A 13,422-nucleotide genomic window follows, 5' to 3' on the forward strand; every position below is an offset into this window, starting at 1 on the left:
AAAATATATGAAAACGATAAACTCGAATTCGAGTTTATCGTTTTCATATATTTTTATTAAATATTTTATTTTATTTTTTGAAGTATCTATTTAATAAACCTAAAAAAGCTTTTCCATGTCTAGCTTCATCTTTACACATTTCATGTACTGTATCATGAACTGCATCTAACCCTAATTCTTTTGCTTTTTTTGCTAACTTTAATTTTCCCTCAGCAGCTCCATACTCAGCTTCTACTCTTGCCTTTAAATTTTGTCTTGTGTCAGGTTCTACTACTTCTCCTAATATTTCTGCAAATTTAGATGCATGTTCTGCTTCTTCATATGCAATTCTCGTATACGCTTCAGCAACCTCTGGATATCCGTCTCTATCTGCTTGACGTGACATAGCTAAATACATTCCCACTTCTGTACATTCACCTATAAAATTAGCTCTTAATCCTTCTACAATCTCCTCATCTAAGCCTTTACCTATTCCTATTCTATGCTCATCTGCCCAAGTCATTTCCCCTTTGACTTCTTCAAATTTTTCAGGTCCAACTTTACAAACTGGGCATTGTTCAGGTGGCTCATCTCCTTCATAAATATATCCACACACTGTACATACAAATTTTTTCATACAAATTCCTCCTAAAATATTTTCATTTTATAATATGTAATATTATTTAATTTAACATATAATTTAAACCAAATATAAGAATACTATATACTAAAACTACATATTTATAGTATACCTGTGCTTATTTTATTTATTCGCACATACTTTTATTGTTTACTATTTTTTTTATTATGTATATTTTAGTATTTATTTTTAAACAATATATTTATCTAATCGTATTACAAAGGAGGATTTATAATAATGGGATTTATTAGTACTTTTTTTACTGCATTTGCACTTTCTATGGATGCTTTTGCTGTTTCTGTAACTAAAGGAATTACACTAAAAAAAATAAATTTAAATGTGTCTACTAAAATAGCTTTCTTTTTTGGATTATTTCAAGGAGTTATGCCTTTAATTGGTTGGGTTATTGGTATAAAATTTGAGTCCTACATAAAATCTGTTGATCATTGGATTGCATTTTTTCTTCTAAGCTTTATTGGTCTAAAAATGATATTTGAAGCCAAAGAAGAAGATAATAATGATGAACGTTCTACAAATCTTAGTAATAAGGAGTTATTTATTTTATCTATCGCTACTAGTATAGATGCTTTGGCAGTTGGCATTAGTTTTGCATTTTTAAATATAAATATTCTACCTGTATCTTTATCTATTGGAATAGTTACCTTTATTGTATGCTTTATTGGTGTTTTTATTGGTAAAAGTATAGGTCCTATTTTTAAAAATTATGCACAAATTATAGGAGGTATTATACTAATTTTGATTGGCATCAATATATTAAATGAACATACAGGTATTATATTTAACATATTTTATTAAAAAAGTACTGATTCAAATTATAAAAATTTCATTTGAATCAGTACTTTTGATTTCTATTTTATAAGTCTATTTTTTAGTATTTCAAATTCTTCTTTATTAATTAAGTTTAAATCTAATAAATTTTTTAATTTAAATAATTCATCTACTATATTAAAATTATATTCTATATTAGAATTTATATTTTTTATATTTAATGTTTTATCTTCTTTTACAAAAGTATTTTTTAGTAAAAATTCACGTTTACTAAACATAATATCTTCACTATTTATTATATTTACTTCTTTTACATGTATTTTTTTATCATATGCTCTTGTACTTTGAGTTCTTATTAATTTATCTAGATAATCTTTTATCATCAATCCATTTTTCAAACTTAAATTTTCATTTTCATAAAATTCATTTATTGTATCTTTTAAAATACGTTCTGCTCCATTATCTAATAAAAATCCTTTTTTTAATATTAAATTTACAGCAATATTAAATAATTCTTCTCTTGTATAATCCTCAAAATCTAACCATATAGGAAATCTATAATTTAAAGATGGATTAGATAAAACTAACTCTTTGACTTTACTTATACTTCCAGATAATACTATAACTATTCTATTTTTATTATTATCTATAAATTTTATTAAAGATGCTATAGTTTCTTTACAATTAATATCATTTAATAATAGATGTACTTTATCAATTAATAAAATCTTTCCGATAGATTTATTTAAAATATCTTCTAACTTTATACCATTATTAAGCAATGTTATAAGTTCCATTGTATCAAGTTCCACCATACTTTTAGCTTTCACGATTCCCATACTATAATACATTTCTGATAATATATTTAAAATAGTTTTTTTACCTGTCCCAATTTCTCCGGTAAATACCATATTCATATATTTATTTATATCACTTCTAATACCTATTTTTTCTCTTTTTTCTTTAGTTTTTATTAATTTATACTGATTTCTTAAGAAATTTTTATTTTTTTCATTTCCTACTAATTTGTTTAATTTATTTTCTAAATTAAACTCATTTCCATACTCATAAACATTTATAGATTCTACATCTGTTGTATTTATTAAATTCATCTCATATACACTTATATCATTTTCTGCAATTCTTATACTTTGGTTTCTAATTAGATTTTCTACATAGTTCCTAACCATTCTTCCATTTCCAGATTGAGAATCAGATTTTTCATAAATATCTATAAAATTCTTTTTTAGTGAAGAATTTGCATTTTTAGATAATCCAAATCCCTTTGACTCAATTAATTTTATTGCCATTTCTAATAATTCATTTGGGTTGTAGTCTTCAAAATTAGTCCATAAAGGAAATCTTGATCTTAACCCAATATTAACATCAAAGAAATCTTCCATTTCATTTTCATATCCTGCAAGTATTACTATAACTTCTTTTGAGTAATCTTCTATTAGTTTAAGTAACGTCTCAACAGCTTCCCTTCCTAATGAATCATTAGCAAGTGTATACGCTTCATCTATAAATAAAATTCCTCCGATTGCTTCTTTAAATTTTATTTCTGTTTTTTTAGCAGTTTCACCTTTTATATCCGATACAAAGCTAGATCTATCAGTTTCTATTAATTGACCAACCTTCAAAAGGCCCATGCTATTTAGCATTTCTCCAACTAATCTAGCTACACTAGTCTTGCCTGTACCTGGATTTCCTGTAAAGACCATATTTAAATTTTGGTCTATCTTAGTTTCTATTCCTACTGCTTTTCTTTTTTCCTGAGCAACTATTAACTTATATTGATTTCTTAGTAGTTTTTTAACTTCTTCTAATCCTATAATTTCACTTAACTTTTCTTCTAAATCAAACTTAGCTTTAACCTTGAAGTTAAAGTTATCTCTTTCTAATAAATCAATTTGTTTATCACTATTTGTAAGATATTTTTTAGAGGCATCCATTATTGCATTTTCAACTATATTTCTTACGAATCTCGCATTTCCTAAGTCATTTTTACCTATAATTTGATTTTTAGCAAACAAATCAATTAAATCTTTTTTTACATTATTAGCAATTCTATACCCTTTTGATTTTGCAATATTTACAGCTATCTCATACATCTCTTCTGGATTATAATCTTCAAAACGTATTATGTTAGGAAATCTTGATTTTAAGCCTGGATTGAAACTTAAAAAATTATTCATATCATTTTCATATCCTGCAAGTATTACTACTAAGTTGTCTCTATTATCCTCGACTCCTTTTAATAGTGCATCTACAATTTCTTTTCCTAATTTATCATCGTCACTTTCACATAACGAATATGCTTCATCTATAAATAAAACTCCTCCTAATGCTGAATTTATTATGTCATTAGTTTTTTTAGCAGTATCATTTGCATTTTCAGATACAAAATCTGCTTTACTAACTTCTCTATAAGCTCCAGTAGATAATACCCCTAAAGCATTTAAATATTCAAATGTTATCCTTGCTGCATTAGTTTTTCCTGTTCCTGCATTTCCTGCAAAAATCATGTTCATAGATATATTAGAAGTTTTTAATCCTAATCGCTCTCTTATCTTCTGAACTTTGTAATTATTTTTTACATTAGATATAAAATTTTTCAAATCTTTCATGCCTATTATTGAATTCAACTTATATTTTGCTTCTTCTAATGTTGGTGTTGAATAATTACTTAGTCCAAATAAACCTTTATCCGTTTTACAATATATTTCATCATTTTCTACATATATAATAATTTTATTTTTAAATTGAACGCCTTCTACTCTTACTAAATTTCTAATTGGTTTATCTAGTTTGTACGATACATATTCATATATTCCAAAGCTACTATCTTCTTTGTAACTAGTTTGTAAAAATTCGCAAATTCCAGAATATTGATTTTCTCCTTCATTTTGGTTTATATCAAGAACAATATCTATATTTAATTCTTGCTTTATTTTCTCAATTACTTCTAATACTGATTTTTTTACTACTAAATTTCTTTCTTCTATATTTAAATTTTTAGTATGTAAAATTTTATCTAATTTATTTTCATTATATATACTAAATACTTCATTTTTATTTATATTTTTATCATTTGATGTAAATACATAAAATTTATTTTTACATATTAAATTATCTATTGAATTCTTATTTTTATCATCTGATTCTAATAAAAATTTATTTTTTATAATATAATTTTTATCTAAATCTAAATGTTTATTTGGAGAAATTTCAGATAATATTTTTAATATTTCATCATTTGCCTCTTCTATATTTTTAAATAACAAACATTCTGATGAACTACCAAGACTATAATATAAATCTGTTAAAAAAGCATTATATCCTAAGTTAAAATTATATGACCCCAAATTTATTTCATCTATTTTACCGCTTTCTATTAAATTATTTTTTTCTAAATTTTCAAAAACTAATCTTACACTTGTTTTTTTAGATGTATCCTTTTCTCCTATTAAGAACAAATTTCCTTTTTCCCCTTTTGAAAATTTATCCTCAAAATATCCACATAAACTACTTATGAATTCACTCTGACCTATTAAGTTTTTATTTAATACCTTTTCTATTAAAGAAAATTTTTCTTTTAGTTCAAAATCTTTAGTATTCATTTTTCGTCACCTCTTTATAAATTAGCCCTTTTTAATAAATCCATTATTTTTATTATCTTTTATTTTTTCTTTTATATTTGAATTTTTTTTAATATATATCCTATTATATCTAAAAGTGTCACCTTAATAAAGATAAGTTTAAATTATATCTTATTATTTTATTTAATATTTTTAATTTATCAACAATTCTTTTTTTTATACTAATTATAAATTTATTATTTATCTATAAAAATTTTTTCAAATGCACAAAATACATATACTATAGTAATTTTAATTAACGTATTTTTGATTCTTTTTGTAAAATCATGGAGGTGTTTCAACTTGAAAAATATATTTAAAATATACAAAAAGGATTTTAAAGACATATTTAGCAATTATACAGTATTGTTAATAATCGGAGGTCTTACCATTTTACCATCTCTTTATGGTTGGTTTAATATTAAAGCTTCTTGGGACCCATATGGAAATACAGGTAATATAAATGTTGCTTTTGTCAATAACGATGAAGGAGCCCAAGTATTCGATAAAAATATCAATATTGGAGATAAATTAGTTGATAAACTCAAGGATAATACTTCATTAGGTTGGAATTTTGTTGATGAAAAGACTGCTCTTAAAGGTGTAGAAAATGGTACATATTATGCTTATATCGAAATACCTAAAACCTTTTCAAAAAATTTAACTTCAATAGCTACAAGTAATATAAAAAAAGGAGAAATAATTTATAAAGTTAATCAAAAAATAAATGCTATAGCTCCTAAAATTACAGATAAAGGTGCTTCTACAATTCAACTACAAATTAATCAGACAGTTTCTAAAACTGTAGGTGAAATATTATCAGAAGTATTCAACGAACTAGGCTTGAAGTTAGAACAAGGTTTGCCTAAATTAGTAAGTATAGAGAATTCTCTTGTTGAAGTACAAGGTAAATTTTCTAAAATAGATGAAACTGTAAATTTAGTATCTGATATTAATACAAGATTAGCAGATATTATCAAAACTATTCAACAAGATATTCCCTCTTTACAAAAAACATTAGCTAACTCTAAAAATTTATCTAGTGATGTTAAATTATTTTTAAAAGATACAAAAAATAGTTTAAATAAAATATCACCTATTATAAAAGAAGATTTACTTATAATATCAAATGTTTCTTCATCTGCACATGATATTACACAAAATTTAATAGATGCAATAAACAAAGGTAGTGATAGTGCTTCTATTCTAGTAGACAGTTTATATTCTAAACTTTCTACTTTATCATCTATGAATAAAACTGTAACTGATTTTTTATATAAATTAGATGAAATTACGATGACACATCCTTTCAAAGGTGTACTTAGTCAGCTTCAAACTATTAATACTAAATTAGACGTTGCACTTAATAAATTAAATGAAATAGCTTCTGATATAGAAAATAACCAAAAACCTTCAATAAATAGTTTAAATAATCTTTTAAAATTATTTAATGATGTAAATATTATTTCCTCAAATATATTAGATAATTTTGACTTAAAAATATCTAATCCAATTAATAATATATTTGAAGAAAGTTTTGTAGTTGTTAATAATATCATTGATGTTTTAAAAAAAGCTGAAGCTAAACTTCCTGAGGTCGAGGATATACTAGCTAAATCTATTGTATTGTCTAAAAAGGCCAATGAAGGTGTCAACTATATAAAGGAAAATTTGCCTATAGCTAAATCTATAATAAATGATTTAGTTAATGCTATATCTAAAGTAAATGATAATAAAGAAGTTAATGATTTAATATCATTACTTAAAAATAATGTAACAAAACAATCTGATTTTCTAGAACAACCTGTTGATTTAGTGACAGAATCATTATATCCAATTGCTAATTATGGATCTGCTATGACACCATTTTATACTGCACTTTCTTTATGGGTAGGTATTCTTTTGTTAATGTCTCTTATTTCTACAGAAGTGCATGGAGAATTTAAACCTTTAGAAGTGTATTTTGGTAGAGGTCTTACTGTATTAAGCTTAGCTTTGTTACAAGCTCTTATAGCGAGTGTTGGATGTATTGTATTACTAGGTGTTTCTCTTAAAAACCCAATTTTATTTGTTTTACTATCATTATTTGCAGGTATAGTATTTACTTCTATTGTTTATTCAGCTGTATCATTACTTGGAAATGTAGGTAAGGCTTTTGGTGTTATCTTGTTAGTAATACAAGTTGCAGGTTCTGGCGGAACTTTTCCTATAGAAATTACCCCAGAATTTTTCCAAAAAATAAATCCATTTTTGCCTTTCACTTATGCTATTGGTGCACTTCGTGAAACTGTAGGTGGAATATATCAACCTAATTTAACAAAAGATATAATTGTTCTTTTAATATTCTTAATCGTATCTATAATTATAGCTACAATATTAAAAGCTCCAATATTAAAAGCTACTGCTAAATTTAGAGCAAAATTTAAAGAAAGTAAACTAATTGGTCATTAATTGTATACAAAAAAGCCATGAAAATTTTATATTTCATGGCTTTTTATTAAATCATTTATATACTTTCTTGATTAATGTTTTTAGTTATGGTTTTTCATTTACTATTTTACATAATATCGTTTGATTATTTTCAATTACTTTATATTTCAGAAAAGGTCAACTTTTATTAGATTTACCTAATTTAAGTTGACCTTTTTATAACTTTTTATTTATTTAAGTTCATTATCTTTATAAAGTTCATATTTATCATAATATCCTTCTTTATACTGCTCTTTATCTATCTCTGCATTTTCTTTATTATCTTGTACATTATTTAAATGCTGTTTCATCTCTTCTTTTTCTACATGTGGACAATTATCCTGATTAATTCTTCTTGAATTAAATTCTTCAACTTTTTCTTCTAATTCATCATCCTCATTATCTTCTTTATAATTTTCTCCATAATTATAATCGTACATATTGTACTCATTATCTAAATAATTATAATCATCTTTATTTTTTTTATGATTTTGTATTGCTTTATACGAGAAATAAATTCCTGCTCCCGCTAAAATTGTTCCTCCGTATATCATTGCTTTTTTTCCTTTTTGTGGAACTACATTTTTTGGAACTTGTTTTTTTATTAGATATTTTAACATAGAACTTCTCCTTCCTAATTGTCATATCTTATATAAATAGTATTTGTATTATTTAAATAAAAATTATACTATTTTGAAATTACATTATTTGCTATTTATAACAATTAAGGAGGTGTCTTTAATGGATGGTAATTTAATAAATATACTTGCTAGTTTAATAACAGCAGTAATAAGTGTTGGCGGTGTATATTTAATAAAATTTCTAGGAAATAAAATAGGAAATGAGAAATTAAAAAATTATTATATACTTGCTAAAACTATAGTAATGTCTATAGAGCAACTAAATCCTCAATTGGATGGTTTGGATAAGAAAGATTTAGCTATAAATAAGATAGTAGAATTAAGTGGAAATAAAATTAAACCAGAAGAAGCTGAAACATTAATAGAAGCTGCAGTTTATGAAGTTAAAAAAATACTTCTAGAAAATATTAAATAATTTAAATTTTATATGTAATCTATGATTGGTATGAAAATATAAACTTATATTTTCATACTTTCTATAGATTACTTTATTTAATTAAAATAGTCGTAAAAAAGATACTTTATAAATAATTATATTAATATTCAATTCATACTGTTATACTATATATATAACACTTATCATTTAAAGTACAATTTGGAGGTGATTTAATGATTTTAAACTTAGACTTTAATAGTGATAAATCTATATATTTACAAATTACAGAAGAAATAACAAAGGCAATAGCTAAAGGAGATTTAAAAATAAACGAATCTCTTCCTTCTGTTAGAAATATGGCCGAGTACATTGGAGTTAACCTTCATACAGTTAATAAAGCTTATAATGAATTAAAAAGTGAAGGTTTTTTAAACATCGATAGAAGAAAAGGTGCTATAGTTGCAAATTTACCATTAAGTGAAGATAATAAAACAAAAAACAAATGTATGGAAGATTTAGAACTTTTAATAGCAAAATGTTACTTATCTGGTATGAATAAAGAAGAATTTATAAAATTAAGTAGTAAATTATTTAAATTATATGGGGTGAATTATTATGAGTAAAACTGCAAGTTTATTGTTATTATTACCTAATCTTATTATTATTTATTTATTATTTTACAATATGCAATTTTTTACTGGTAAAAAACAATTTTATGGTGTTTCTATAAAAAAAGATTATATTGATATAAAAGAATTCAAAAATTTAGATAAGAGATTTAAATCTCTTAATACACTCGGGTTCATAATTATCATTCTTTCTTCTTTAATTTTAATATACAAATTTGAGAAAGTAGCATTTGCATCATCTTTCCCAATACTAATGTACATAACCTATAACTTCTTTATTTATGTAAACACTCATAATAAAGTAAAACTTTTAAAACATAAACTATTATCTACTGAAACTAAAGTAGACTTTGAAATTTCTACTAAATCAGTTGTAGATGTTACTTTTTTAAATGAAAGAAATACTATTTTAAAAAAATTTAAATTTATTTATTTAATACCAAATTTTATACTTTTTATATTTTGTTTATTTGCTATGACAAAATATAATAATATATCTAATAGTATTCCTATACACTGGTCTTTATTTGGTATTGCTGATAATTTTATAGAAAAATCTATTTCTAATGTATCACTAATTATAGGTTCTTTATTTTTAATAAATATAGTAATTTCTGTATTAGGATTTAATTCTATAAAATCTAGAATAAAAATAGATACTGAAAATATAACTGAAAGTAGATTGGAAAGTCTTAAGTATTTAAATAAAATAGGTTTTACTTTTTTAGTTCTATTGATTTCTATATTTATTATGAGTGTAAATATTATAGCTTCTATTATCTTTAATTTAAATTTAAACACTATAGTTTCTATTTTATCGACTTTACTTATGTTTATTTCTTCAATTTATTTAATAATAATTTTTATAAAGTCTCCAAATTTAAAATCAACATCTTCTTTTTCTCCAGATGATGATGAAAAATATTGGATATGGGGAAGTATTTATAATAATCCTAACGATCCATCATTTATGGTTCAAAAAAAATTTGGAATTGGCTGGACAATAAATTTAGCTACTTCCCTAGGTAAAGTTTTCTTTATAATCACTGGTGCTTTACTTATTTGGGCAGTGTTTATAACATTTCAAACTCTATTTATTTAGTTTTAGAGAATATCTTTAACTTATTAAAATGAATTGCCTCAAAATAAAATTTTGTGATTAATATAGCGCTTGGGATGAGTATAAATTCTCATCCCTTCGCTAAGTTATTTTACAAAATCCTTATATTTTTGAGTAAAATACTTGATTATTTTATTTAATTTTATTTGTTAATTTAACTTTGATAATTTAATCTCTTTAAAGAAAGATTTACTACTTTAAAGAGAAATAATCCTGCAATTAAATTTATTAATGTAGCTGGTACTACTGCTGCCATAAATAATGCTATAAATGCCCCTGGAAGTCCTACTAGTAGTTGTGCTGATAATAAGAATACTGTTCCACTTATAATAGTTCCTACTGGGAATATTATTGTAGCTACTATAACATCCTGTCTTTTTTTATTTAACTTTTTAATAACTGGTAACTTATATGTTAAATAAATCATTAAATATATTAAATTAGTTGTAATAATTTTATCAACTACATTAGGTACCTGACCTGCTGGAAATTTTGTAGTTAATGCAGCAAATATTCCTGTAACTAAACCTGCAACTAATGATGTTTTATAATCTCCTTTGTTTAATATCATTATAGTAAATAGCATCAAAATAGCCATATCTGGTTGTATAGGAAGTCCTATCGCTGGTGTGAGCTGATGTAATAGTAATCCCATTGCTAAAAGTAATGAATTTAGAACTAATTTTTTTGTATTTGTTTTCGTTTTCATAATAATTCCTCCGATTTTTTATTAATTTAAAGTACTTTTTATAAATCCAATTTTCTACATTATCTTTTCTAGATTCATACTTTCATAACATTACTAATCACCTCCTAATTACATATATTTTGATTGCTTTTAATTTAAATTTTTGCAATAAAAAAACTCCGCCCTAATTTAATAGGACGGAGATTATCCGCGTTGCCACCTAAATTATATATAGTAAATAAACATATAAAATAAATACTATATATCACTTATATTCAGGTACTATCATACCCTATTCGCTATAACGTGCGACTCACGGTAAAGTCTACTCTCATAATTATGATTTCAATTTACTCCTCTAAGGTCCATTCACTAAACTCTTTCTTGCTAAGATTCCACCATCCTCAGCTCTCTATTTTGAAACTAAACTTAGCTACTCTTCCTTTTCACAGGATTTTAAATTTATTAATTTTATAATATTCTATAATTTATAAAATGTCAACTATTTTAAATGATATATTTTTTATTATTATATTCTTTAAATATAACTTTGTTACAAGTTTTTAATTTATATTGTTTTAAATGGATTTAAGTTTATATTACTTTTTATGACCTCAATTTCATCTATAGTATCTAAAAATCTTTTCATAACGTCTTTGAATATATCCTCTGTATCAAAATGTCCACAATCAATTATATTCATACCTATATCTAAAGCATCTTGGGCATCATGATACTTTACATCTCCCGTTATAATTACCTGTGCACCTTGTCTTTTAGCTTTCTTAACCATATCCGCTCCTGAGCCTGTTACAACAGCCACTTTATTTATTTCATTGTCAAAATTTCCAACAATTCTTATATAATCCATTTTTAATTTTTCTTTTATATTATTTGACAACTTTTCTAATGTAATATTTTGTTTTAACTTGCTAAGTCTACCTAATCCTACACTTTGTCCTTTATTTTCAAGTCTGTATATATCATATGCCACTTCTTCATAAGGATGAGCTTTTAACATACTACTTATAACTCCTCCTAAAATATTTTGAGGAACTATAGTTTCAATTTTAATTTCATTTACTTTTTCAACCTGTCCATTTACACCTATAAATGGACTTGATCCATCTAAAGGCTTAAATGTACCTATCCCTTCACAATTAAATGTACAGTGGCTATAATTACCTATATGACCCGCTCCAGCATTTGCTAAAGCTTTTCTTAGATTCTCAGCATGAGTAGTAGGTACATATACCACTATTTTATATAAAGTTTCTATGTTTGTTATATCTAGAATCTTAGTATCTTCAAATCCCATAATTTCCATGAAATAATCATTAAGTCCATCAAACGCTATGTCAAAATTTGTATGCATAGAATATAAAGCCACATCATTTTTTATAAGTTTATGTATTAATTTGCCTTTTAAATCTGATGTATTTACTTTATTTATTTTTTTAAATATAAATGGATGATGGGTTATAATTAAATCTATATTGTTTTTTATAGCTTCTTCTATTACCTTTTCATTAGCTTCAAGAACAACTAATACCCTTTTTATATCCATTTCATAATCTCCAACTAAAAGTCCTACATTATCCCAATCATATGCAAGACTTAAAGGATATTTTAATTCAATTTTTTTAATAAGACTTTTTAATTTCATTTTTCTCAGCCCCTTAATAAGATTATTTTATTAGATTTTCTAGTTTTTTTATTGAAGAAAGACTTGCTTGTCTTTTTTGTTCTATGACTTCTCCACTTTTACCTTCTATTTTATTTAGTATAGATTTATACATATGTATTTTTTTATTTATAAATTCTTCTAATAAAGGATCTTTATTTTCTATTAATTTTTTTCCTACTTCTAAATAAATTTCATCTTCTATATTAGTAATGTTACCAGTATATTTAGCAATTATTATCTCATATATTCTAAAATCTTCTTTTACTAATACTTCATCTAATATCTCAAATCCATTTTTATATAAATAACGTCTAAGTTCATCTTGTGCTTGCATTGGTTGAAGTATTAACTTATCTACAGTATGTGCAACCTCAAGTTTAGCTTCTAATAACTGGCTTATTAATATACCACCCATACCAGCTATTATAACTTCATCAACTTCACCTTGTTCTAATACTTCTATTCCTGAACCTAATCTCAAGTCTACGTTATCTAATAAATTGTTATATTTAACTTCTTTTTTTGCATTATCAAGTGGTCCCTTATTTACATCCGCCAATATAGCATATGATACGTGAGCTTTATTTAATAAATAAACTGGTATATATCCATGATCTGTTCCTATGTCTGCTATTTTTTTATCTTTAGTTACTAACGATGCTATTTTTAATAATCTGTCTGTTAATTTCAAAATAATTTCATCCTTTCTTTACTTTATAAATAAATATAAATTGTTTAAATTTAAAAAATCGCCTTATATTTT

Annotated in this window: 11 protein-coding genes and 1 other annotated feature; of the genes, 5 read left to right on the forward strand and 6 right to left on the reverse strand. The window is 24.3% G+C overall.

All coding sequences use genetic code 11. The features are described from left to right. Positions 1 to 70 precede the first annotated feature (70 nt). Positions 71 to 616 carry an NADH peroxidase gene (locus tag CHF27_RS00005; RefSeq protein ID WP_095405021.1) on the reverse strand — a complete coding sequence of 182 codons (546 nt, stop codon included), beginning with the start codon at positions 614 to 616 and terminating at the stop codon, positions 71 to 73. Positions 617 to 856: 240 nt separating this feature from the next. On the opposite strand from CHF27_RS00005, the gene CHF27_RS00010 reads away from it, so the two are divergent. Then, positions 857 to 1,435 (forward strand): manganese efflux pump MntP, encoded by a 579-nt coding sequence (locus CHF27_RS00010; RefSeq protein WP_095405020.1) that lies wholly within the window; start codon positions 857 to 859, stop codon positions 1,433 to 1,435. 53 nt (positions 1,436 to 1,488) lie between these two features. Here the strand turns inward: CHF27_RS00010 and CHF27_RS00015 are convergent, their stop codons facing one another. Then, the gene (locus tag CHF27_RS00015) at positions 1,489 to 5,031 is read right to left on the reverse strand and encodes an AAA family ATPase (RefSeq protein ID WP_095405019.1); all 3,543 of its coding nucleotides are present in this window, start codon (positions 5,029 to 5,031) and stop codon (positions 1,489 to 1,491) included. A gap of 321 nt (positions 5,032 to 5,352) precedes the next feature. On the opposite strand from CHF27_RS00015, the gene CHF27_RS00020 reads away from it, so the two are divergent. After that, the gene (locus tag CHF27_RS00020; RefSeq protein WP_095405018.1) at positions 5,353 to 7,500 is read left to right on the forward strand and encodes a YhgE/Pip domain-containing protein; all 2,148 of its coding nucleotides are present in this window, start codon (positions 5,353 to 5,355) and stop codon (positions 7,498 to 7,500) included. A 209-nt stretch (positions 7,501 to 7,709) separates the two neighbouring features. Here CHF27_RS00020 and CHF27_RS00025 read toward each other — a convergent pair whose 3' ends face one another. Beyond that, the gene (locus CHF27_RS00025; protein ID WP_095405017.1) at positions 7,710 to 8,138 is read right to left on the reverse strand and encodes a hypothetical protein; all 429 of its coding nucleotides are present in this window, start codon (positions 8,136 to 8,138) and stop codon (positions 7,710 to 7,712) included. 121 nt (positions 8,139 to 8,259) lie between these two features. Between CHF27_RS00025 and CHF27_RS00030 the strand changes: the two genes are divergently transcribed. The 3 genes from CHF27_RS00030 (at position 8,260) to CHF27_RS00040 (ending at position 10,266) form a co-directional block, all read left to right on the forward strand. After that, entirely contained in the window at positions 8,260 to 8,574 is a 315-nt protein-coding gene (locus CHF27_RS00030) for a phage holin (protein ID WP_095405016.1), read from the forward strand. A 194-nt stretch (positions 8,575 to 8,768) separates the two neighbouring features. Beyond that, a complete protein-coding gene (locus tag CHF27_RS00035; protein ID WP_095405015.1) occupies positions 8,769 to 9,158 on the forward strand; it encodes a GntR family transcriptional regulator in 390 nt (129 codons plus the stop codon). Then, complete coding sequence (locus CHF27_RS00040) at positions 9,151 to 10,266, forward strand: DUF5808 domain-containing protein (RefSeq protein ID WP_095405014.1); 1,116 nt, start codon at positions 9,151 to 9,153, stop codon at positions 10,264 to 10,266. Before CHF27_RS00035 ends, CHF27_RS00040 begins: the two co-directional genes overlap by 8 nt. A 172-nt stretch (positions 10,267 to 10,438) precedes the next feature. On the opposite strand, the gene CHF27_RS00045 is transcribed toward CHF27_RS00040, so the two are convergent. The 3 genes from CHF27_RS00045 to CHF27_RS00055 form a co-directional block, all read right to left on the reverse strand. Then, a complete protein-coding gene (locus tag CHF27_RS00045; protein ID WP_095405013.1) occupies positions 10,439 to 10,993 on the reverse strand; it encodes a tryptophan transporter in 555 nt (184 codons plus the stop codon). Between the two features lie 169 nt (positions 10,994 to 11,162). Then, positions 11,163 to 11,431, reverse strand: a binding site (T-box leader). A 109-nt stretch (positions 11,432 to 11,540) separates the two neighbouring features. After that, positions 11,541 to 12,638 (reverse strand): Nif3-like dinuclear metal center hexameric protein, encoded by a 1,098-nt coding sequence (locus tag CHF27_RS00050; RefSeq protein WP_095405012.1) that lies wholly within the window; start codon positions 12,636 to 12,638, stop codon positions 11,541 to 11,543. 22 nt (positions 12,639 to 12,660) lie between these two features. After that, the gene (locus tag CHF27_RS00055; RefSeq protein ID WP_095405011.1) at positions 12,661 to 13,350 is read right to left on the reverse strand and encodes a tRNA (adenine(22)-N(1))-methyltransferase; all 690 of its coding nucleotides are present in this window, start codon (positions 13,348 to 13,350) and stop codon (positions 12,661 to 12,663) included. Between the last annotated feature and the right edge of the window lie 72 nt (positions 13,351 to 13,422).

The sequence above is a fragment of the Romboutsia maritimum genome (assembly GCF_002251085.2).
In the GTDB taxonomy this organism is placed as follows: Bacteria; Bacillota; Clostridia; order Peptostreptococcales; family Peptostreptococcaceae; genus Romboutsia_B; species Romboutsia_B maritimum.